General features: G+C 68.1%; 22 protein-coding genes and 1 pseudogene. 10 read left to right on the top strand and 13 right to left on the bottom strand.

Annotated elements, in window-relative coordinates:
- Nucleotides 1-8 precede the first annotated feature (8 nt).
- The 5 genes from OG978_RS01075 to OG978_RS01055 all read right to left on the bottom strand — a co-directional run bounded on the left by OG978_RS01075 (nucleotide 9) and on the right by OG978_RS01055 (nucleotide 3,147).
- Entirely contained in the window at nucleotides 9-515 is a 507-nt protein-coding gene (locus OG978_RS01075; protein ID WP_326763377.1) for a GNAT family N-acetyltransferase, read from the bottom strand.
- A gap of 416 nt (nucleotides 516-931) precedes the next feature.
- The gene (locus OG978_RS01070; RefSeq protein ID WP_326763376.1) at nucleotides 932-1,297 is read right to left on the bottom strand and encodes a protein kilB; all 366 of its coding nucleotides are present in this window, start codon (nucleotides 1,295-1,297) and stop codon (nucleotides 932-934) included.
- Between the two features lie 297 nt (nucleotides 1,298-1,594).
- Nucleotides 1,595-1,855, bottom strand: a complete 261-nt coding sequence (locus tag OG978_RS01065) for a helicase associated domain-containing protein (protein ID WP_326763375.1) — start codon at nucleotides 1,853-1,855, stop codon at nucleotides 1,595-1,597.
- 123 nt (nucleotides 1,856-1,978) lie between these two features.
- The gene (locus tag OG978_RS01060; protein ID WP_326763374.1) at nucleotides 1,979-2,863 is read right to left on the bottom strand and encodes a helicase associated domain-containing protein; all 885 of its coding nucleotides are present in this window, start codon (nucleotides 2,861-2,863) and stop codon (nucleotides 1,979-1,981) included.
- Nucleotides 2,864-2,949: 86 nt separating this feature from the next.
- Entirely contained in the window at nucleotides 2,950-3,147 is a 198-nt protein-coding gene (locus tag OG978_RS01055) for a hypothetical protein (RefSeq protein WP_326763373.1), read from the bottom strand.
- 92 nt (nucleotides 3,148-3,239) lie between these two features.
- Between OG978_RS01055 and OG978_RS01050 the strand changes: the two genes are divergently transcribed.
- The 4 genes from OG978_RS01050 to OG978_RS01035 all read left to right on the top strand — a co-directional run bounded on the left by OG978_RS01050 (nucleotide 3,240) and on the right by OG978_RS01035 (nucleotide 8,100).
- Nucleotides 3,240-4,205 (top strand): S1 family peptidase, encoded by a 966-nt coding sequence (locus OG978_RS01050; RefSeq protein WP_326763372.1) that lies wholly within the window; start codon nucleotides 3,240-3,242, stop codon nucleotides 4,203-4,205.
- A 1,231-nt stretch (nucleotides 4,206-5,436) separates the two neighbouring features.
- Complete coding sequence (locus OG978_RS01045; protein ID WP_326763371.1) at nucleotides 5,437-6,144, top strand: hypothetical protein; 708 nt, start codon at nucleotides 5,437-5,439, stop codon at nucleotides 6,142-6,144.
- Nucleotides 6,145-6,215: 71 nt separating this feature from the next.
- Nucleotides 6,216-7,400 carry an ISAs1 family transposase gene (locus OG978_RS01040; protein WP_326763370.1) on the top strand — a complete coding sequence of 395 codons (1,185 nt, stop codon included), beginning with the start codon at nucleotides 6,216-6,218 and terminating at the stop codon, nucleotides 7,398-7,400.
- Nucleotides 7,401-7,758: 358 nt separating this feature from the next.
- Nucleotides 7,759-8,100: a hypothetical protein gene (locus OG978_RS01035; RefSeq protein ID WP_326763369.1), complete on the top strand. Its 342-nt coding sequence runs from the start codon at nucleotides 7,759-7,761 to the stop codon at nucleotides 8,098-8,100.
- 30 nt (nucleotides 8,101-8,130) lie between these two features.
- Here the strand turns inward: OG978_RS01035 and OG978_RS01030 are convergent, their stop codons facing one another.
- A complete protein-coding gene (locus OG978_RS01030; RefSeq protein WP_326763368.1) occupies nucleotides 8,131-9,651 on the bottom strand; it encodes a S1 RNA-binding domain-containing protein in 1,521 nt (506 codons plus the stop codon).
- 59 nt (nucleotides 9,652-9,710) lie between these two features.
- On the opposite strand from OG978_RS01030, the gene OG978_RS01025 reads away from it, so the two are divergent.
- Nucleotides 9,711-10,301 (top strand): ATP-binding protein, encoded by a 591-nt coding sequence (locus OG978_RS01025; RefSeq protein ID WP_326763367.1) that lies wholly within the window; start codon nucleotides 9,711-9,713, stop codon nucleotides 10,299-10,301.
- 23 nt (nucleotides 10,302-10,324) lie between these two features.
- On the opposite strand, the gene OG978_RS01020 is transcribed toward OG978_RS01025, so the two are convergent.
- From OG978_RS01020 to OG978_RS01010, 3 genes are all read right to left on the bottom strand, one after another.
- Nucleotides 10,325-11,392, bottom strand: a complete 1,068-nt coding sequence (locus tag OG978_RS01020) for a helicase associated domain-containing protein (RefSeq protein WP_326763366.1) — start codon at nucleotides 11,390-11,392, stop codon at nucleotides 10,325-10,327.
- A complete protein-coding gene (locus OG978_RS01015; protein ID WP_326769890.1) occupies nucleotides 11,371-11,757 on the bottom strand; it encodes a hypothetical protein in 387 nt (128 codons plus the stop codon). Before OG978_RS01015 ends, OG978_RS01020 begins: the two co-directional genes overlap by 22 nt.
- 332 nt (nucleotides 11,758-12,089) lie before the next feature.
- Nucleotides 12,090-12,350, bottom strand: coding sequence for a hypothetical protein (locus OG978_RS01010; protein ID WP_326763365.1), 261 nt, complete (start codon nucleotides 12,348-12,350; stop codon nucleotides 12,090-12,092).
- Here OG978_RS01010 and OG978_RS01005 point away from each other — a divergent pair, their 5' ends adjacent.
- From OG978_RS01005 to OG978_RS00995, 3 genes are all read left to right on the top strand, one after another.
- Nucleotides 12,351-12,881 (top strand): helicase associated domain-containing protein, encoded by a 531-nt coding sequence (locus OG978_RS01005; protein ID WP_326763364.1) that lies wholly within the window; start codon nucleotides 12,351-12,353, stop codon nucleotides 12,879-12,881.
- A 951-nt stretch (nucleotides 12,882-13,832) separates the two neighbouring features.
- Entirely contained in the window at nucleotides 13,833-14,141 is a 309-nt protein-coding gene (locus OG978_RS01000) for a transposase (RefSeq protein WP_176740405.1), read from the top strand.
- Nucleotides 14,138-15,058: an IS3 family transposase gene (locus OG978_RS00995; RefSeq protein ID WP_326763363.1), complete on the top strand. Its 921-nt coding sequence runs from the start codon at nucleotides 14,138-14,140 to the stop codon at nucleotides 15,056-15,058. Before OG978_RS01000 ends, OG978_RS00995 begins: the two co-directional genes overlap by 4 nt.
- 28 nt (nucleotides 15,059-15,086) lie before the next feature.
- Here OG978_RS00995 and OG978_RS48135 read toward each other — a convergent pair whose 3' ends face one another.
- Nucleotides 15,087-15,779 carry an ATP-binding protein gene (locus OG978_RS48135; RefSeq protein WP_442817635.1) on the bottom strand — a complete coding sequence of 231 codons (693 nt, stop codon included), beginning with the start codon at nucleotides 15,777-15,779 and terminating at the stop codon, nucleotides 15,087-15,089.
- Nucleotides 15,760-16,311 (bottom strand): D,D-peptidase/D,D-carboxypeptidase VanY-N, encoded by a 552-nt coding sequence (gene vanY-N / locus OG978_RS00990; protein ID WP_266694172.1) that lies wholly within the window; start codon nucleotides 16,309-16,311, stop codon nucleotides 15,760-15,762. The genes OG978_RS48135 and vanY-N overlap by 20 nt, the downstream gene beginning before the upstream one ends.
- Before the next feature lie 86 nt (nucleotides 16,312-16,397).
- Between vanY-N and OG978_RS00985 the strand changes: the two genes are divergently transcribed.
- The gene (locus OG978_RS00985; protein ID WP_317865726.1) at nucleotides 16,398-17,093 is read left to right on the top strand and encodes a response regulator transcription factor; all 696 of its coding nucleotides are present in this window, start codon (nucleotides 16,398-16,400) and stop codon (nucleotides 17,091-17,093) included.
- Nucleotides 17,086-18,207 (top strand): sensor histidine kinase, encoded by a 1,122-nt coding sequence (locus OG978_RS00980; RefSeq protein WP_326769889.1) that lies wholly within the window; start codon nucleotides 17,086-17,088, stop codon nucleotides 18,205-18,207. The genes OG978_RS00985 and OG978_RS00980 overlap by 8 nt, the downstream gene beginning before the upstream one ends.
- Nucleotides 18,208-18,325: 118 nt before the next feature.
- Here the strand turns inward: OG978_RS00980 and OG978_RS00975 are convergent.
- Nucleotides 18,326-18,619, bottom strand: a pseudogene (locus OG978_RS00975) (peptidoglycan bridge formation glycyltransferase FemA/FemB family protein); the annotation flags it as partial.
- Between the two features lie 266 nt (nucleotides 18,620-18,885).
- Nucleotides 18,886-20,268, bottom strand: a complete 1,383-nt coding sequence (locus tag OG978_RS00970) for a UDP-N-acetylmuramoyl-tripeptide--D-alanyl-D-alanine ligase (RefSeq protein WP_317865730.1) — start codon at nucleotides 20,266-20,268, stop codon at nucleotides 18,886-18,888.
- Between the last annotated feature and the right edge of the window lie 268 nt (nucleotides 20,269-20,536).

Genomic DNA, 20,536 nt, shown 5'->3' with positions numbered 1-20,536 from the left:
GCGGAGGATCAACGAGAGGGCAGACTGGCTGGGCGATCCAGGGCATACACCGTGGCTGGGCTGCCCTGGAGCTGGTCTTCGCGACGCGGCGAGAACCCCAGACGCTCGGCCACCTTCACCGATGCCTCGTTGCCCGGCCGCATGAGAGCCGTGAAGTAGTCGTTTTCAAGCGTGGCGAAACCCCAGTCCAGGCACGATTGAGCGGCCTCGGTCGCATACCCGTGCCCCCAGTGATCCGCTCGGAGGGCCCAACCCAGTTCCACTTCATCGAACTGTTCCCAGTACTGCAGACCGCTTCGACCGACGAATGCGCCGCTCGACTTGAGCTCAATGGCGCACAGACCATGACCTCGTTCATCCCACTGCCGCTCGATCCCAGTGAGTCGTTCCAGCGCTTGTTGACGCGAGAAGGCTCCGACGAAGCGGTTGACCAGCGGGTCAGCATGAAGCTCGACGAAAACGTCGAGGTCAGACACACGAAGAGGTCGCAGGAGCAACCGCTCAGTCTCGATCATGTGTCCGAGCATAGATCTCAGCGTCAACCGAACCGACGCAGTCTCAGCCATATCACCGAGCGTGAACGCACCACAAGAAGTGGACCAGAGCCGGTTCTCGCGTACAGAGCCACCAGTTCGACCCAGAGATCTATTGCGCTATCTCTTGCGCCTTCTATTGCACTATCTGTTGACCCCTCTCTCCGGGACGTCATGTGTTTATGCAGGTCACCATGCCTGTAAAGGCATGGTCGGGGTGCTGACATCCCCTCTGCGTACCCCCTGCCGCCCGAACTGCCGAAATGGAGGGCGGAGCGCCTCGGGGATCGGCGGCCGGCCAGTCCCCTCTCGCGCGTCGGCGGGGCCGCGCGCGCCGGTGCCTCGGCGTTCACCGCGACGCGGCGCACAGAGCGCCAGAACGCTGGCAGCGGTCACCCTCAGTCAGCGGCCGTTGGACTCAGCAGCGTGGCGGCCGCGGCGATAAAGGCGACGGATGCTTCCTTCGCCGCATGCCGCCGGGCGTCCAGCTCGGTCCGGTCGATGGCCTTGCGCAGCGCGTACGTGGCATCTGCGGCCTGCTGGGCGGGGCCGACCAGCCCGGGGACCAGGACCTGAAGGCGGATGTGGGGCGCGGTGATTGCCGCCCGGGTGTCGTGGGATCTCGTCTGGGCCTCCAACTGGTGCTCGGTGCCTGCCTCGGCCAGGGCCAGACGCTCCCGATGGAACATCGCCGAGCGGTGCGCGTCCAGGGCGGCCGCGAAGTCGGTGACGGCGCCGCTGATCCTGACGGTGGCTGTCGGCACGCTCCTCGGCGCGTGCGGAGCGTGCCGAACGGTGCTGGAGGAGTCCGGCGGTCAGAGCACCGGCGAGGGTACCGAGTACAGCAACGATCGAAGGCCATATGGACATCAGGTGTGGTTCCCCTCAGGTAGTCGGTTTCGGTGGTGAGGCCAACGGAGAGCGAGATACGCGGCGGCGCCTTCGGTGGCTGGGTTACGCCTGCGGCGCTCCGGACCTACCCTGGCGGCTAGTCTGGGCCAGAGATGGACCCGGATCCCCATCGAATCCCGGCCCCTTCTCGGGTCCTGCGTCCTGGCCGTCTACCAGCGCATGCCGAGGGCATCGAGGTCTGTCGGGCGCTGTTCGGGGAGCTTCGCGGCGCGTTTGCGGACGTTGTCCAGCCACGTCCCGAGCTTGACCACCAGGGGCCCGTCAGCACCGTCTTGACGGCCTGCCGGGCCGTTCTCCGTCTCCATGTGCTCGACGTGCTTGCGGGGGACTCTCAGGTGTCCTTCATGGGCGTGGAACTGGCGTGCCGCCGCGAGGTTGACCGCCCACTTCGCATCCTGCGTCTGCTTCACCGGCCGCTCGTCCTCCCTGGCTGCCTGGAGCCCGAGGGTGTTTTCCAGGATCCATTGCTGTACGGGCAGGAGCTGCTCCCACCCGAACCGCTGCGCCGTGACCCAGCGTCCGAGGTCTTCGCCCTAGACGACGACGTCGCCGTCGAGTGTGGGGAGGGTGCCGCCGGCCTGGAGATGGTTCTGGACGAGGCGGTAGCAGCGCTGCCACCCGGTGTCCCAGACCGGGCACCATCCCGGATCGATCGCGTCCAACTCCTCCTGCCGCGCCTGGTTCATCGCGCCGGCCGACGAGGGGACGGGGAGGCCCGCCGCGCGCAGTTCCTCGTTCTCCCGCGCCCTGCGCGCCGCTGCCCGGGCGTTCTTCGCCCACGCACCGATCGGATGCCCCTCCCACGTCGCGGTGGTCGGCGGGAGGAAGTGGCCGTGGGCGGCGGCGTATTCCTTGGCGACGGCGATTCCGTCCGCCCAGGCCGCGTCCTGCTCCGACCACACCATCCCGAGCTGCTCCAGCTCGGCGACCCGCCCGGCCTCCAGCGTCCCTGCCGTGTAGGCGCGGCGCTGCTCGGCGATCCACTGCCCGAGCGGATACCCGCCGACGCCGCCCCAGTCCTCCGGCGTGACGGCCGTGTACGGCACCCGCAGCACGGTGTTCCCGGTCTCCCGCAGCCAACAACGCCCGGCCGCCTCGATCCCACGCCGCCAGTACGCGCCCTCCGGGTCGATGACCCGCAGCCGCACGAACTGCGCCAGGACAGCGGGGTCGCGTTCCTCGCTGAACCGCAGCACCCCGGCCGCCGCCCTGCTCAGCGCCACCGCCCCGCCCCCGTTCCCGCCCTCCAGGACGTCCCCGTCGACGCCGTCGTGCTCCTGGTCCTGGTCGTCGGTGTTCTCCCGGCCGCTGCGGACGCGGGGATCGGCCAGTGCCTCGATGGTGTCCGTGTCATGCGCCCGCAGAGCCCCGAGGACCTTCGAGAGGGTCTTGTAGGCGTCCGCGACGTACCATTTCATCGCCACTTTCGCCCGGCCCGAGGAATACCGGCACGATCAAAGTGGAGAGTTTCCCCCGCCCGCTTCTCGAGGGCGAGAAAGGCGTCTCATTCCTCCGACGTGGGAGTGCGGTATTCCTCGCTGGGCCGCAGGGCCCGGCGCCGGGCGCGGGCGATCCGCGCCACGATCTCTCCCGCATCGGCGGGGGCGGGATGCAGGATGCCGCGCTCCGCGGCGACGCTCGCCCGCGCGAGGCGGGCGCCGGGCCCCGCGTTTCCCCAGTTCAGAGAGGGGGGGCTAGCCATACCATCGACCGACCTGTTGCCCGGATGGTGCGGCAGGTTTCGGACAACGAGGCTGAATGCATACGGATCCACCAAGCAAAAGGGAACCTTCTGTGTTCAACTTCAAGTTGTCGCGTCGCCGTACCGTACGCACCGCTGCCGTCGGCGCTCTCGCCGCCGCGGCCTGCGTCTCTGTCATGGCCGGCAGCGCCTCAGCCATCGTCAACGGGTCGGACTCCACCGAGAGCTACCCGTTCATGGCGACCATCCCGGAGTCGGCCCCGGAACAGGGTCTGATCGATGGGAACTGTGGGGCGTCGCTGATCGATCAGCAGTGGGTGCTGACGGCGGCTCACTGCCTGAAGGTCGAGGGCATCAAGCTGGACGGCATCGTGCGGGTCGGCAGCGACCACCGCAAGTCCGGCGGCACCGTCCGGAAAATCGACCGGACCTTCGTCCACCCCGGCTATGTGAACGGCGACAACAAGGTCGCCAACAAGGACGACATCGCGCTGGTACGCCTGGACCGCCCGGTCGCCCAGCAACCCGTCAAGATCGCCAAGCAGGCAGGGAAGCCCGGCACGCCGACCCGGCTCCTGGGCTTCGGCACCACCGTCGACACCGAGTTCAAGTTCCCGGACCGGCTGCAGGAGCTGAACACCCGCAGGGGCGCCGAGTCCGAGTGCGCGCCCGGCTGGGCGGACCGGACCCGGCTGTGCACGATCACCACCGTGCCCAAGGCCATGGCGTGCTTCGGGGACTCCGGCGGACCGCAGGTCCAAAGGGGCCGGGACGGCCGCTGGGAACTGATCGGCGTCACCTCCGGGCCCGGCGCCCCGAACGTGCCGTGCTCGCAGGGCCCCGGCCTCTACACCAGCGCGCCCGCCTACGCGGGCTGGATCAACAAGACCATGAAGACCAACAGCGCTCCGTCGACTGCGGCCAAGGGCTCCGACCTCGCCGAGACCGGTACGAACGACAACGCCGCGGCGATTGCCGGTGTGGCCGCCGCGCTTGTCGTCGCCGGTGGCGGCACCGCCGTCGTGGTACGCCGCCGCAAGACCCGCCACGCCGCCTGAGTGAAACCGCCGCAACCCAAGGGCGGCGGCCCCCTCGCTACGGACCGCCACTCTTCGCCGCGTCCTGCCCGCCCTCCTCCGCTCCGAACCCGCAACGACACCACGACGCCCTGGCCCGCCGTCGGCATGTCCACGGGAAAGCGGAGGTACGAGCTATGCACCCGGTCCGACCGGCCGTCGCAGACCGGGCAGCCTCCTCGGTCGTTGCGCGCCGAAAGTCCCCTCCTAGCGGAGGGGACTTTCGTGTTTATTGGGCGAGACCGAGGAGGGGATCCGTGCTGATTCCAGAAGAGAGCGGGGTCGGTTGATGGGCGTCGTGGGTGGGAGTTCTCGCTTCTGTGTCCGAGGTGGTTCTCAGTTTGATGTCTGGTCTTGTGTGCTGTGGGCCGGGCCGGTTCGGGCCTATGGGGTGTTGAGCAGTGGTGGCCGGGCGCTGGCGCTGGACAAGCAGTGGGGATTGGCTGGTCACTGAGTGAGGAATACCTGGTCAGCGGGGCGGGAGTTCCAAGAGGGGTGGGCCCGGCGTCAGCCGGTTACGGGCGTCCCGGCTGTTCGACGTCGCGCACGTCCTGGGCGCCATCCGGGCCGCCGTGGCCGCAGGTGTCCCGCATGCGAGACAGCGACGTGGCGACCGCGGCTGTGCTCGATTACGGCTTGTCCTAGCCCGCCCTGGTTGCTGTCTCCGCCTGTTCCAGCGATGTCGCCGACCTTGATCCGCTCACTGCCTTCCCAGGCTCGCTCGCAGCGGCTTGACCCGGCCACTGTGCACGCGGTGGTCCGCCAAGCCGTCCGCGACATCCGCACCGCCGCCCCCGCCACCGGACGAACCGCCGGCGGCCCCCGCGCTCGTGGCCCCGTGCCAGGCCGTCGACGGCCTGGCCGTCGGCACATACGCGATCAGCGGGCTGATGCTCGAAGTCGCCCCCGCCTACCGCCCTGACCACGAGGCCGTCGATGTCCTCGTCCCGTTCTGCAGCGAAATCGGAACCGGCCTCGACCGCGGCCTCGCTGCCCGCCGGCTGGGGTCAGCGCTCTCAGGTGAACTTGGCATTCGTGAAGACGGGTTCGACACAGGGTTTCGGCGTAGTCGGCGGGCGTCCGTTTCGTGATCACTTGAGATAAGAGGGCGAGCGGACGGTTCCCGCTCACGTCCGTTGCGCCTCGGAGTGCTTGCGTCTCCCCTGCACCGTCGGGTGGAGCAAGCCGACTACGCTAGGAGATGATCCCGTGCGTGGCTGAAGAGGCAGGTACAGATACGGACGACGCTTGTGCATGGGCTGAGCGACTGGGTTGGGCGTTCGGACTTATAGCGGAGGATCCGGCTGCGAGAGGTGCAGCGCTCGTCCATCTGGCGGAGGCCCAGAGGAAGGTCACGGACGCGCGCGCCCGGTACCACGAGATGTGGCGGCTGACGCTGGGAGCGGACGAGCGGTACCGAGAGCCGGCTTTTCTGCAGGCGCGCCGGAGGTATCAGCAAGCCCAGAGGCGTTCACTTCCTGATGGAGTGTGGGGCGGTCCTGTGGGCGGGGATCTGGCGACGTGGCCGGGGCTGCTCTATGTGTTGCTCTTCCTGGAGTGGGAGGCGAGGTACCCGCGGGAGTGGACGCGGCATGCGAAGGCGTGGGGTACGAAGGAGAGCCTGATCCGAGAGGTGGCCCGTGCTCGCCAGGAGGAGGCGATCAAGGCGAAGCTCACCGACCTGGTCGAGATCGTCGTCCACCGGGCGTATCGCTGCAAGGATCGCGAGTACGTGCGGGTTGCCCGGGCTGTCGACAGCGCTGACCTACGGGGCAGGCTCGATCGTGCAGTCGATTCGGACAGTTCGTGGGCCCGGTGCCATGCCGGGTATGTGCTCTGGCTCCTTGACCGCCCTGACCTGCCGAACACCCGTCATGTCTGGCAGACCTGGGTGGCAGGCGGGGCTGCGGCGTTGATGTGACCGGGGGACGATACAGGGAAGGTTCCCGTGATCACGGAGTGTTCTACGCCCCGTGACCTGCCTGGAAGACCGTGCCTGCCGACGCTTCATCCCTGATTCCGCCTGCCCTTGACAGGCTCCGCGAGCAGTCCGACGTCGGGCCCGGGGAGGTGCCCGGCCTGCTGGAGCGGCTGGCTCAGGTGCCGGATCCACGCGATCCGCGCGGCGTGCGCCATGCCCTGGCCGTCGTGCTCACGCTAACCGCGTGCGCGGTGCTGACCGGCGCGACCTCGCTGCTGGCGGTCGGCGAGTGGATCGCGGACGCGCCGCCGCACGTGCTGGAGCGACTCGGCGTGCGCCCCGATCCAGTACTGCCCCGGAGGCTGGTGCCCTCGGAGGCGACGGTCCGCCGACTGCTCGCCCGCATCGACGGTGATGCCCTGGACCGGGCGGTGGGCGGATGGCTCACCGACCGCCGACCCGAGAGCACCGGGCTGAGCGGACTGTCCGTGGACGGCAAGTCCCTGCGCGGCGCGGCGAAGGCCCAGGGGCGGAGGATCCACCTGCTCGCCGCGGTGGAGCACACCACCCGGCTGGTCCTGGCCCAGCTCGACGTCGGCGAGAAGACCGCTGAGGTCACCCGCTTCCAGCCGCTGCTCGACACCGTCGCCGACCTGGCCGCAACCGCGGTCACCAGCGACGCGCTCCATACGCAACGCGAGCACGCCGCCTACCTCCTCCTGGGCCGCGGGGCCCATTACATCGCGATCGTCAAGGGCAACCAGAAGAAGCTGCGCAAGCAGCTGAAGTCCCTTCCCTGGAAGGACATCCCGTTCCAGGGCCGCACCCGGGGCGCCGGCCACGGCCGCGCGGAGATCCGCCGGATCAAGGTAGCCACCGTGAACAACTTGCTCTTCCCCGGCGCCCGCCAGGCCGTCCAGATCAAGCGCCGCCGCACCGACCGCAAGACCGGCAAGACCACCATCACGACCGTCTACGCGGTCACCAGCCTGACCGCCGAGCAGGCCACCCCCGTCCAACTCGCGAGACTGATCCGCGACCACTGGAAGATCGAGGCCCTGCACCACGTCCGCGACACCGCCTTCGCCGAGGACGCCTCCCAGCTTCGGACCGGCAACGCACCCCGCGCGATGGCGACATGGCGCAACCTCGCCGTCGGCGCTCTCCGGCTGAGTGGCGTCAAGAACATCGCCGCCGGCCTCCGCCGCAACGCACGCGACGCCCGCCGACCCCTCGCACTCCTCGGCCTCGCGTGATCACAAAACGGGCGCCCGCCGACTACGCCGAAGCCCTGGCTTTCGCCCGGCCCGAGGAATACCGGCACGATCAAGGTGGCGAGTTTCCCGCGCCCTGGACGCGTCCGCAGGGAACGCCCGACCATTTGCACGCGGAACCGGCAGGCTACTGCCGGTTCCGCCCGAATCGGAGGGCTCCCGTTCGACCGCGTCCAGCTCCGCGGCCGTCGGCTCGCGGCCGATGCTGTCGGCGGGCACGGCAACGGCCGCCCGCTGTCACTGCGGATGGTGCTGTTCCCCACCACCCGGCTCTCTCGCGCCAACCAGCTCGGAGCGGCCGTACGACTCCAGCTCGGTCGGCTACTGGCTGAACGTGTGGATGGTTGCGCTCATCGTTCTGGTCGACGAGCACGGGAACGACTTCGACCGCTCGCGGGTCTTCCAGCTCGCGCTGCTGGAGACTGCCTACGGCACCGTGCTCACCCCCACAGCCTTGACCCGGGCGAACATGGAGCTCCTGCGCCAGGAGATCATCCAGGTCGATGAGCTGATCACCAAGTGCGAAACGGACCTCGGCTCGCTCACCGACAGCGACAGAGCGACGGTGGAGTCCTGGATACACAGTCGCGACCGGTTCGTCACGGTCATCCCCGCAGAGGCGGCGCTGGCCGGCCGCGCGCTGCGGGTCAGCGCAGTGGAGGCGAAGCACACCTGGGCGTGATCGTTGAGGGCTCATGCAGCACCGCTGCCCTCATTCCGGTTGGGCGCGTTTGAGCGAAAGGCTGATGCGGCGACGCTGGCGGTCCACGTCAAGGATGGCGACACGGACCTGGTCGCCGACCGCGAGCACCTCCTGCGGGTACTCGACGTCGTGATCGACCAACTCGGTAAGGTGGACGAGGCCCTCGACGCCCTCTTCCACCTGGACAAACGCGCCGAACGGCACCAGCTTGGTCACCGTCCCCGAGACCGTGTCCCCGCCCTTGTGGGTGTCGGCATAGTGCTGCCAGGGATCGGGCTGCAGCGCCTTCATGGACAGGCTCACTTGCTCCTGCGCGAAGTCGATGCTGATGATCTCGGCGCGGACTTCCCGACCGATCGGGGCAATGTCGTCCGCCGAGTCGAAACGGGTCCAGGACATCTCGGGAACACGGAGAAAGCCGAGGAAACGGCCCAGATCGTCATCGAGGTGCACGTACACCCCGATGTCATTGAGACCCGTCGCGACAACGCCGGTGACAGCCTCGCCCACTCGCAGCGAGCCAAGGAACGTCCGCCGCTCCTCGGCCCGGCTGCGATTGGTGCGCCAGCGTGCCCGAAGGACACCGTCCCCGTCGGGCAGCACTGCCGCGAGAAGAGGATGGCGATCAGCTCGTTCCAGCGGAACCAACGCAACGCGGTGGCCCGGGCCCGCCGTGATCTGGGGATTCGGCCCGTCTGCACGTCCCATGCCTGGTTCGGCGACACACGCCCTGTGGAACCCCCCGCCCGGATGCTGCCGTACGAGCAGGTGAAGGCGTTCCCCGCGCACGACGGCGGCGCGGATCGCCTCGACGTCGTCGGTGAGGTCCGGCCATACCGCCAGCCGCGCCCGTGGGGTCAGACGCTCATGCACAGCCTCGACCTCGTGAGCGGCCGTCAGGCGGTGCCAGCGGTAGGCGTTGCCGGACGGACGCTCCTCCAGCAGGACCCCGCCGCGGTCCGCGACCAGTGCGCCGACCTCAGACCAGAACTCCTCGTCGGCGGCCCGCGAGGCGTCGGTCTCGTCGAGGGCCGGGTCGTAGGGTGAGCTCGCGACCCGGTCGGCGAACAGCCCAAGAATGCGGGTGCGGGACACGGCGTTCTCTTGGTCCCGGCCGCCGCCGACGTATATGTCGTCCCGGTCGCCGACATGGACGAAGAATCCATTGTCCGCCTGCAGCCGGCACCAGGCGCCCTCGCGCAGCACCATCGCCCGCAGCAACCCGAGACCGGTGGTGAGCGGGACGCGCGCGCCGTCGTGGAACCCGACGCTGTCATAGGGGAAGAGCCCGCTCAGCCCATGCCCCCCTCTTCCCGCGAGGACGGAGAAGGAGAAGAACCCCTCGGCCATGGGATTGTCGATCGTCACCTGCTCGACGGCGGCATCGAGCGCGAACCCGGCCACGGCCGCCATGCAGGCAGCAGCGACGCGTTCTCTCGAGTCATACGCGATGAAGGTGCTGTCTCTGCCGGCCGCCGCGTCGAGGTCAGCAGGGTCGTACGGAGTAATGCGGTACACAAAGGGCGCCATGTCAGCGGCCCGGATGGCTCGTAGTCGCCCTGAGGGCCGGTCGCGGGTGGACAGGGGGAATGATCACCTTCGAACTCTACCGGCACCAGGCCCGGCATGAGCAGGATTCATTCGCGGCAACGGTGACCCGGATCGGGTGCGCAAAGTCGGGGCGGCTTGAATACGGACATGGACTCCCCGATCTGGGCCGCGCTGTCGGCCGCCGAGCGCTCAAGGCAACGCTCGCCGCCCACCCGCGTACCCTCGTCCTGGACGAGGCACAGTGGCTCTCCAGCGAGCAACTTGAGTACATCCGCTACCTCTGGGACGACCCCTACACCCAGCTCGCCGTCATCTTCGTCGGCGGCGAAGGCTGCCACGCCACCCTCCGCAAAGAACCGATGCTGTCCTCCCGCATCTTCATCTGGCAGCGCTTCACCCGCCTCACCACCGACGAAGTCCTCGAGACCATCCCGCTCTACCACCCGATCTGGGCCGACGCCGACCCCAAAGACATCACCTACGCCGACAGCCGCGCCGCCCACGGCAACTTCCGCAACTGGGCCCGCCTCACCGCCCACACCCTCTCCGCCCTGAACCGCACCGGCCGCCCCCGCGTCGACCAAGAAGTCCTCCGCTGGGCCTTCAGCCGCCTCGGATCAGGCACATAGCCTCCACCCGACTACCGCCCGCTTTACCAGCGCATGCCAAGCGCGTCGAGGTCGGCGCGGCGTTGTTCGGTGAGCTTCGTGGCGCGTTTGCGGACGTTGTCGAGCCATGTGCCGAGCTTGACCACCACGACCCCGTCAGCGCCTGCCTGATGGCCCGACGGGCCTGCCGTGCCCTCCGCCACGCCCTCCAGGTATTCGACGTGCTTCCGAGGCACCCTCAGATGCCCCTCACGGCCATGGAACTGCTGTGCCGCACGCAGGTTGAGGGCCCACATATCGTCCTGCGTCCGTTTCACCGGCCGTTCTGCTTCCTCGGCGGGTTCGATCCCGAGGACGTTCTCCAGCAGCCACTGCTGTGCGGGAAGGAGCTGTTCCCACCCGAGCCGCTGCGCGGTGACCCACCTTCCGAGGTCTTCTCCTTGCACGATCACTTTGCCGACTGCCACCGGCAGGGCCCCGCCGTTCTGGAGGAGGTTCTGGATGAGCCGGAAACAGCGTTGCCATCCCGTGTCCCATACCGGGCACCACCCCGGATCGATCTCTTCCAGCGCTGCTCGCCGCGCTTCGGTCAAGGCACCCGCACTGTTTTCGACGGGGAGGCCGGCCTGCCGACGTTGCGCGTTCTGATCTGCTGCCCGGGCGGCGTATCGCTGGTTCTTGACCCAGGTCCCGACCGGGTATCCGTCCCATGCCGCGGTCGTGGGTGGCAGCAGGTGTCCGTGCGCCGTGGCCCAGGCGCGGGCGGCTGTGAGGCCTTCTTCGAACGCGACGTCCTGGTGGGACCACACCATGCCCAGCCCGTCGAGCTGTTTCACCCGCCCCGCATCCAGGCACCCTGCCTTGTGGGTTTTCCGCTGGTCGGCGAGCCAGGTCCCCAGCGGGAACCCGGCCGGCACCCAGGTATCGGGGGTGATGTAGTCGTACGGCACCCGCAACTGCGCTGCCCCGGTCTCCTTCACGTACCGTACGCACGCCTGGATACCGCGCCGCCAAAACGTGTTCTCGGGTTCGATGACCCGCAGCTTCACGAACTGGGCCAGCAGTGCCGGATCCCTGGGTGTGCTGAACTTCAGCAGCTCCCGCGCGGGCACGCTCGGCCCCCGCTCACCCTCCGGCTCTTCCCGCTCAGCCTCCGCTTCGCCTTCCTCGGCTCCCTCCGGGTGCCAACTCCCGCCCGGATACGGGGATCCGCGAGGTGTTCGATCGTTTCGGTGTCGTGCGCCCGCAGCGCCCCGAGGACCTTCGCGAGGGTTCCGTAGGCGTCCGAGGTCAGCATTTCGCCCGGTATTTCACCCGGAGCGAGGAATACCGGAACAATCAGAGAAGCAATTTTCCCTTCCCCCGGCTTCATTCTCAGAGCCCGACCGACCATTTGCACGATATCGATCATCGACCCCCGCGCATCGCAGAATGCGACGGAATCACAATTCGCCGTATCGACCCCCTCGCCCAGCACCTTCACCGTGGTGATCGGTGTCGTTTTGTCGGTGGGTGTTCGTCATCGTTTTGTCAGTGGCTCGGTGGTGTTTCCTGGCCGATGATGCGGGGTGCTGGGTTCTGACAGCGGATGCCGATGAAGGACTGTCGTTCTTGCGGGGCGTGGTGGTCGGTTTGCTGCTGATCGCTACGAGGGTGGGGTGTTCGTGCTGGTCAGTGGTGTGGTGTGGGCGGGTGTCCGATCCCGGTGAAGGTGGCGAACGGACCGCTGATCACGGCGAGCCGGTGAAAGGTCGAATTGAGTGTGCGGCAGAGTGGATCTGTCCGTCTCCTCCGTGGCCGTCCGATGGGTCAGCGGCCGGGGCGTGGTGCCGCGCGCATGGATTCGCGTGACGCGTCCAGGAAGGCACTGCGAGCTTTCCCTGCATTCCTGTACATGTCGCGATATATGTCGTAGTTGGGCCAGCCCGAGGTTCCGGATTTCGAGCGCACCGAAGATCCCAGGGCCTCCAGCGCCTCGGCAAGGTTGATGCACGCCTTGTCCACAAGCTCCGGGACGAGAAGCAGCACCCGCTCCAGGGGACGCTGCACACCTTCAGAGATCCGATCCACATGGGCCGCCGTACTCTCTTCGTGGTCCTCCCAGAAGCTGTCGCCCATCCGAGCTTCCTCATGCGCCGCTATTTCGTCGAAGTACTCTCCCTGGTCGATCTCCTCTTGGAATTCCTTCACCGCGGTGTCCCAGGCATCAAGGAGTGCAACGTATGCGTCCTGACGCTGTCCACGGAGCCACTGGCCGTGCTCAACCGCAGCTTGGTCCCTGACCTGCCGCCGACCGAGGAAGAAGCCACTAACCACTCCCGCCAACGCCACCCCCTCGCCTATCTGCTGCGCCGTCCCCGCGGGGCGTCGCAACGTGCCTTCAGCAAGGGCCTGCATGCTGCCTACATGTTCTGGCGCCGCCACGAACACTTCGACGTCCCCTACGGTTACCTGCATGAGGAGGACGGCCAGAGCCTCCATCTGGGGCGCTGGATCGCGGAACGACGCCGGAACGTAACCCAGCTCAGAGCTGAGCAGATCGCCGCCCTCGAGGCCCTCGACATGCGCTGGATCCCTCGCCCCAGCCACACAGGCGCTTGACCGGCCACACCCGCTTACGAACAGTCGTGCGTCGTACTTGACCAGCAACGGCCGCCGCAGCGGCTTGGCTGGCTCAGTCCCGTCGAGTTTGAGGAGAAGTATTGCGTCGGCCAGGTGACGGTCGAACAACTGAACCTGAAACCCCGTCAACCCGCCCTGACCAGCTGATCGGCACCTCCCGCACACCGGGGAAACCTCATGGCCGGCCCGGTCCGTGCCGCTGGATCCGCGCTGGTCGGACGCGGAAGCGGCCTGCCCTATGCCCAGATGAGCGCTTGGACCGGTATTCCTGAAGACGACCTGGCCCAGCAGGTCCAGGACTATCACCGCCTCATGGCTCTCTGAGCTGCTGCACGATCGCTGTCGCGAGGCTCGACGGGTCGGACCCGGGGCTCGCACGCCCGATTCCTGAATGCTGGTCTGGTGGGTGAGGGCAGCGCTGGCGGGGCGGGTTGGTCACCTGGTGGCGGGGGCGAGTTGCACGCGCATGCTGCGAGAGTTCGTCACGTGACCGCAGAGTCATTCCCGGCGGTCACGCTCTGGTACCGCCTGGCCAACGCGGGCCCTAGAACCCACGTGATGTCGTCGGATCCCGGGTCGTACGACCACCCGTCCGCTACCCGGGCGGCAACCAGCCGGTCGAGGGTGGCAGTCAGGGCGCCAGGTGTGTCTGCTGCGCACACGCGCCCGAGTCGGTCTGCCTCGATGATGCCGTGCACGTGGCCGGGGGAGAGGTAGGTGGCCAGCGCGAGTCCGGCGAGCTGTTCTGAGGCCGACAGGCTGCGAAGCGCCGGGCAGGATGTCAGGCGCAGCGCTGCGTCGGCGGCATGGGCACGGTCCCGGCGCCCAGGGGCCTGTGTCAGGACAGCAGCGTCGAGAAGTTGAGGTTCCCCCGAGATGCGGGGATGGGTGACAGAAGGTCAGATGGGTCTCATGAGAGGAGCCCAGACGATGCCTGCGCCGAGAAAGTACCCGCTGGAGTTGCGTGAGCGTGCGGTCCGGATGTACCGGACCGCCGAGCCGAAGCCCGTGATCCGCCGCATGGCCGAGGAACTCGGCGTGCACCACGAGGCCCTGCGCAACTGGATCCGCCAGGCCGAGGCCGACGCCGGCGAACGCGACGACCTGCTCACCACCGCCGAGCGTGAGGAGCTTGCCGCCCTGCGCAAGGAGAATGCCCAGCTCAAGCGTGCGAATGAGGTCCTGCGGACGGCCTCGGCTTTTTTCGCGGCCCAGCTCGACCCGACCCGGCCCAGGTGACGGCGCTCGTTGACGAGCACCCGCATCTGGGGGTCGAGCCCGTACTCCGGGAACTGAACATCCCTTCCTCCACCTACTACCGGTGGCGCCAGGCCGAGAAGGAACCGTGCGAACGGCGCCGCCGGGACGCCGAGCTGACGGGCAGGATCCAGCAGGTCCACGACGAGTCCGGCGGGATCTATGGCTCACCTCGCGTGCACGCCGTCCTCAAGCGTGAGGGCGTCCACGTCGGCAGGAAGCGCGTCGAGCGGCTCATGCGGGAGGCCGGCCTGGCCGGGATCAGCCCCCGCCGGGGCACGGGTTTCACTCGCCGTGACCCGGACGCCGATCTGGCCCCTGACCTGGTGCAACGCGACCTCACCGCGAATGGGCCGAACCGGCTGTGGGTTACCGACTTGACCATGATCTCCACCGGGGAGGGGCCGTTGTGGCTGTCCGCGATCCGCGACGCGTTCTCCCGCCGGGTGGTCGCCTGGGAGACCTCCGCCCGCGCGGACGCCGACCTGGTCCTCACCTCGCTGGAGTATGCCCTGGCCAGCCGCGAGGTCGCCCCCGGTGAGCTCATTCACCACGCCGACCACGGCTGTCAATACACGTCCGTGAAGCTCACAACACGCCTGGTCAGGGCCGGTATCCAGGCGTCCATGGGCTCGGTCGGCGACTCGTTCGACAATGCCCTGGCGGAGAACCTGTGGATGGTCATCAAGACCGAGTGCATCCGCGGCCGCGTCTTCGCCACCAGAGCCGAAGCGAACCTCGCGCTCTTCGAGTACATCGACGGCTTCTACAACCCCCGCCGCATCCAGAAACGACTGGGCTACCTCAGCCCGATCGAGTTCGAGGAGAAGTACTACGCCGCCCCGGCAGCGACCGAACAAGTGAACCTGAAACCACGTCAACCCGCTCTGACCAGCTAGTCAGCCACTCCCGCGCTGCGGGGGAACCTCAGCAGCGTCGAGAAGTTGCACCGCGAACCCGCGCTGCTTTGCCCAAGGCGGGTTCGTAGCCAGACGCGTGAGCCAGCCGGATTGCTCCAGCTCTTGCCAGAGAGACGAATGACGATTCATGCGCAGGCCTCGCAGTAGCCCTGCCAGCATCCAGAGCCGGCCGGAGACAGTTGCCCGCAGCGCGCACTGCAGAGCCAGCAGCCGCGCAGCGGCACCGACCTCGGAGGGGAGGGCGGCTGCGAGGTAGCTGAGCATTTCCTGGATCCGAACTGCCGCCCCTGGCCCGCGCTCCCGTTGCTTGCGGCGTTCTGGGAGAGCGTCGGGGTGGGGTGCCGTCGCGCGCGTCGTGGGTTCGGGGACGATGGCGCTGTGTGCGGTGGCCTGCGCGCAGGCGCTGCACCGCCCTGGCCTCGGCCACGAAGGCTGCGGGGGACTCCTCGAGACTCCGCCCGTCCAGCATCAGTACGGTGCGATCCGCTGCTGCGGCCCGCTGGGCGAAGCGTCCCAGCAGCGCCGACTTGCCGACACCGCCGGGGCCATGAATGAACAGCACTCGGCCGCCGGTGCACAGCGCCTCCTCGAAGGCAGCGAGCTCTTCCTTTCGTCCGACGAAGGCACGTTGCCTCGCGGCCTGGAGACGCCCCTCCAGGCGCCCGGCATGCTGCCCCTCGTCAACGAGCTTGCAGGGCATCGCGGATCTCCTGGGTCGTTGGTGGCACGTCGGCGTCCGGGCGGTACTCGAAGTGCCACCACTCGTTGTCGTAGATGCGGTAGAGGTCGTAGCGGGCACCGTGTTCCTCGAGCCAGCGCGCGCCTTCGAACGGGCGCACATCCAGCGCGGTGCCCTTGACGTGCCTGGATTCCGCCGGTGGCAGTACGAGCATCCGGGCCGCGGCCGGTGAGCCGACGCGGCGCACCTCCTCGTCGAACAACCGCTGCTGGACGAGGGGATCGCGGTATCCCGAGGTGAGGCCGACGAGCTGCCCATGACGCCAGAGCGCCTCAGCGCGTGCAGCGGTGAACGCCGCCCTGGCACCGTCGGTGAGCCCGGTGAGATCCTCGGCAGGAAATCGGATCCCCAACGCCCAGTGGCAGGCCAGTTCACGGGCGCGGCCGGGATCGCGGACGAACGCAACGGGGAGCAGGAGCACGGCGAGCACCACCGCAAGTACGGTGAACAGCCGGTCACGGGGCCGAAGCGGGATAACGTGTGGCTCGTTCATGCCCCCAGTCAAGGGGGCGTGATGTTGCCAGCCCGTATCCAGTTTTCGATATACCGACGATACGTACCGGCTCGTAACATCGGACTATGCGTGTATTAGTCGTCGAGGACGAACCCTACATGGCAGAGGCGATCCGCGATGGGCTGCGCCTGGAAGCGATCGCGGCCGACACCGCCGGTGACGGTGATACCGCTCTGGAACTGCTGAGCACCAACGCTTACGACATCGCCGTCCTCGACCGGGACATCCCCGGACCTACCGGTGACGAGATCGCCAAACACATCGTCGCCTCCGGCAGCGGCATGCCGATCCTCATGCTGACCGCTGCCGACCGGCTCGACGACAAGGCCACCGGGTTCGAGATCGGCGCCGACGACTACCTCACCAAGCCCTTCGAACTCCGCGAACTCGTGCTCAGGCTCAGAGCACTCGACCGCAGGCGAGCCCACAACAGACCACCTGTGCGAGAGATCGCAGGCTTACGTGTGGATCCGTTCCGCCGCGAGGTCTACCGCGAGGGCCGCTACATCGCGCTGACCAGGAAGCAGTTCGCTGTGCTCGAAGTCCTCGTCGCTGCCGAAGGCGGTGCCGTCAGCGCAGAAGAGTTGCTGGAGCGAGCGTGGGATGAGAACGCCGATCCGTTCACCAACGCCGTGCGCATCACGGTCTCGGCCCTGCGCAAACGCCTTGGCGAGCCCTGGCTGATCGCCACCGTGCTCGGGGTCGGTTACCGCATCGACGCAGGACCGGACGCCGATGACCGGGGAGCGGTGCGTGGATAGGCGTCAAGGGTTGAGCGTCCGCCTCAAGTTCACCCTCAGCTATGCCGGGTTCCTCGTGATCGCGGGCGCATTGCTGCTCGCCGCCGTGTGGGTGTTCCTTCTGCGGGGAAGGTCGAACAGCCTGGCCGTCCCCGATTGGTCCGACTTCCTACGCGTCTTCAAGCCAAGCAATTTCGGCCCAGTCGTCTTCGTCCCGGCGGGAATCCTGGCGCTGGGGTTCCTGCTGGTGTTCGGTCTCGTGGGCGGGTGGATTCTGGCCGGCCGGATGCTCGCCCCGCTGATACGCATCACCGACGCCACACACAGGGTGGCGAACGGACCGCTCTCCCACCGGATCCGCCTACCGGGCCGCCGAGATGAGTTCCGCGAACTCGCCGACTCCTTCGACACCATGCTCGCGCAGCTCGAAGCCCACGTCGCCGAACAGCAGCGATTCGCGGCCAATGCCTCTCACGAACTGCGCACCCCGCTGGCGGTCACGCAGACGCTTCTCGACGCGACCCGCAACGATCCGAACCGCGACACCTGTGAGCTTGTCGAGCGCCTCCGCGTGGTCAACACCCGAGCCATCGACCTCACTGAAGCACTGCTCCTGCTCAACCGCGCCAACCAGCGGTCATTCACCAGGGAAGACGTCGACCTGTCCCTCCTGGCGGAAGAAGCCACTGAAACGCTCCTCCCCTTGGCAGAAAAGCATGGCGTCACCATCGAAACCTCCGGCGACATGAGCACCACCATCGGCTCACAGGCGCTCCTGCTGCAGATGGTCATGAACCTTCTGCACAACGCGATCGGCCACAACCTGCCTGAACAGGGCACCGTATGGGTGCATACCAGCGTCCGCCCCGACACTGTTGTGCTCACTGTCGAGAACACTGGCGAGAAGCTCACCTCACAGCTGGTCTCGACACTCACCGAGCCATTCCAGCGCGGCACCGAACGCATACACAGCAGCCACGCAGGTGTCGGCCTCGGCCTGGCCATCGTCAAGACCATCACCCAGGCACACGACGGAACCCTCACCCTCACCCCCCGCCCCGCCGGCGGGCTCCGCGTCACGGTGCAACTGCCCGCCGCGTCAGCGCACACACAAACAGATGGCGATCAGGCCTGAAGAACGTCCGAATCTCACCGGGGAAACCCGCTGCCTGCTCACGCCCGAACTACGCCGGTCGCTGCTTCCACGCCCACTTCGCGTCTCGCCCGCCGAGTTCCGCCACCGACAGGCCGCCTCAGCCTCGATGGGATATGGAGACGTCGAATGCCTTACAAAGCAGGCGATTCAGCGGCAGATCCCATTCGCCGAGATACTCCAAGGCTTCGCCGCCGGTGCCGACCTTGAACTGGATCAGGCCCAGGTGCAGGAAGTTGTCGTCCACGGCGCCGGTGATGCCGCGCAGGTCGTGGACCGTACATCCGGCAGCCAGAGCATCAGTGATCATCTTCCGCTGCACGGCGTTCGACCCACATACCTCCCGTTCGGCCGTGGCGGAGGCGCCGTAGCTGTACCAGGCGTGTTCTCCGACCCGGGCCCGCAGCTCGCAGCACTCCAGATGCGGGCCACCGCCGTCGACCCGATGCGTAGGGCGAAGGTGCCAGAGTGCTTCAGGTGGTCCACCAATGGGTCGAGCCAGCCGGCCAGATCATCCGAGGCCCAGTCGATCACCGGCCCTTCGGGCAGGTACGCCAGCGATGTCTTGAACCCGGGCAGCCGCCACCGCAGGTTGGGTCGCGTTGGACGAGGCGTGATCGCTCACCGTGATGGCACGTACCCGAAAAGCCACAGCCGCTCCTACCTGTCGTCCATCGGTCGACCTACCAGCACATCGTGGGGTCCGGACGCGAGCGCGGCGGCGACCTTGTCGAGGCGCGCCCCGCGGGAGGCCTTGACGAGCACCACATCGCCGGCAGTGAGCCGACCGCGCAGCCACTCGACGGCCGCGGCGTTGTCGGCCAGCGCCACCGCCCGCTCTCCGGCACCGTCGGCGAGCGGCCGGGTGCCGACCGCGACCACCACGTCGGCCCGGGAGGCGGCGTACTCCCCGATGGCGCGGTGCTCGGCCTCGTTGTCGTCGCCGAGTTCGAGCATTTCGCCGAGGACGGCGATGCGGCGCCCGCCCTCGATTGCCGCCAGCGCGTCCAGGGCGGCGCGGGTCGAGTCGGGGTCGGCGTTGAAGGAGTCGTTGAGCAGCGTTGCGCCGCCGACGAGGTCACGTAGTTCCAAGCGCCACTTCGACAGCGAGACCGTGGGCAGCGCTGCCGCGGCCCCATCGAGGGGAACGCCGGCCGCCAGCCCTGCCGCCGCGGCAGCCGACGCGTTGAGCGTCTGGTGAGTGCCCACGAGCGGCAGCCCGACGCGAGCCGAGGTGGCGGCGGTCCGCAGTGTGAAGGACGGCCGGGCGAGCCGGTCAAGGACTACGTCGAGTACGCGAACGTCGGCGTGTTCCGCCTGGCCGAACGTCAGCACCGGGCAGTCGGTGAGCGAGCGCATCGCGACCACCCGGGGATCGTCGGCGCTCAGGACCGCGGTGCCGCCGGGCGCCAGACCCTGCACCAGCTCACCCTTGGCCTGGGCGGTTGCCTCGCGCGACCCGAGATGGCTGAGGTGGGCCTGGCCGACGTTGAGGACGACACCGACGTCGGGCGCGACCAGGCCGGTGAGTTTGGAGATGTCGCCGATGCGGCGGACTCCCATCTCAAGGACGAGGAACCGGGTGGCCGCGTTGGAACGCAGCATGGTGAGCGGCACGCCGAGGTCGTTGTTGAGCGAGCCGATCGTGGCGATCGTCGGCGCGGCGCTCGACAACACGGCCGCCAGCAGGTCCTTGGTGCTGGTCTTGCCGCGGGATCCGGTCACCCCGACGACAGTCAGCCCGTCGCGCAGCCGTGCCACGACGTGGGTGGCGAGCGCCTGCAACGCGGCCTTGGCGTCCTCGACCACGACGGTCGGTAGCGCCGTGGGCCGGGAGCCGAGCACGGCCACCGCGCCGGCCCGGCCGGCCTGGATGGCGTAGTCGTGGCCGTCGACGTGTTCGCCGGCGAAGGCCACGAAGAGGCCGCCCGGCTCGGCCTGCCGGCCGTCGAGCACGGCCGGCGCGGTCACTGTCACGGCGCCGTCGCCCTCGACCGTCCCGCCGACAACTGTGGCGATCTCACCGAGGCTGAGCGGGATCATGCCCGGACCACGCAAGGATCGGCGAAGCACATCAACAACCGTCCGGTCGCTGTGCTGGCGATCGGGGGCGGGCTGGCGAAGTAGAGGATGGCAGAGGCTGATTCGCTGGAACTCATGCCTTCCAGTCAAGAGAGCGTGGTGTTGCCGGCGCGTATGCAGTTTTCGATACGTCGACGATATGTATGTTGCCGGCCGCTACAGGCGCAGGACGATGCTCGTCCTGATCTTCAAGGACGAGTCCCCAGCCCGTAGAGGTGCCGGCGAGGCG

The organism is Streptomyces sp. NBC_01591 (genome assembly GCF_035918155.1).
Classification (GTDB): domain Bacteria; phylum Actinomycetota; class Actinomycetes; order Streptomycetales; family Streptomycetaceae; genus Streptomyces.
Note: the sequence above shows the minus strand (reverse complement) of the source record. Positions and strands in the feature narration are given on the sequence as shown.

Coding starts and splice junctions, on each gene's coding strand:
- OG978_RS01075 (WP_326763377.1), bottom strand. CDS start 515: ATGATCGAGACTGAGCGGTTGCTCCTGCGACCTCTTCGTGTGTCTGAC.
- OG978_RS01060 (WP_326763374.1), bottom strand. CDS start 2,863: ATGAAATGGTACGTCGCGGACGCCTACAAGACCCTCTCGAAGGTCCTC.
- OG978_RS01055 (WP_326763373.1), bottom strand. CDS start 3,147: ATGGCTAGCCCCCCCTCTCTGAACTGGGGAAACGCGGGGCCCGGCGCC.
- OG978_RS01035 (WP_326763369.1), top strand. CDS start 7,759: ATGGTTGCGCTCATCGTTCTGGTCGACGAGCACGGGAACGACTTCGAC.
- OG978_RS01030 (WP_326763368.1), bottom strand. CDS start 9,651: ATGGCGCCCTTTGTGTACCGCATTACTCCGTACGACCCTGCTGACCTC.
- OG978_RS01025 (WP_326763367.1), top strand. CDS start 9,711: ATGATCACCTTCGAACTCTACCGGCACCAGGCCCGGCATGAGCAGGAT.
- OG978_RS01005 (WP_326763364.1), top strand. CDS start 12,351: ATGGGCCGCCGTACTCTCTTCGTGGTCCTCCCAGAAGCTGTCGCCCAT.
- OG978_RS01000 (WP_176740405.1), top strand. CDS start 13,833: ATGCCTGCGCCGAGAAAGTACCCGCTGGAGTTGCGTGAGCGTGCGGTC.
- OG978_RS48135 (WP_442817635.1), bottom strand. CDS start 15,779: ATGCCCTGCAAGCTCGTTGACGAGGGGCAGCATGCCGGGCGCCTGGAG.
- vanY-N (WP_266694172.1), bottom strand. CDS start 16,311: ATGAACGAGCCACACGTTATCCCGCTTCGGCCCCGTGACCGGCTGTTC.
- OG978_RS00985 (WP_317865726.1), top strand. CDS start 16,398: ATGCGTGTATTAGTCGTCGAGGACGAACCCTACATGGCAGAGGCGATC.
- OG978_RS00970 (WP_317865730.1), bottom strand. CDS start 20,268: ATGATCCCGCTCAGCCTCGGTGAGATCGCCACAGTTGTCGGCGGGACG.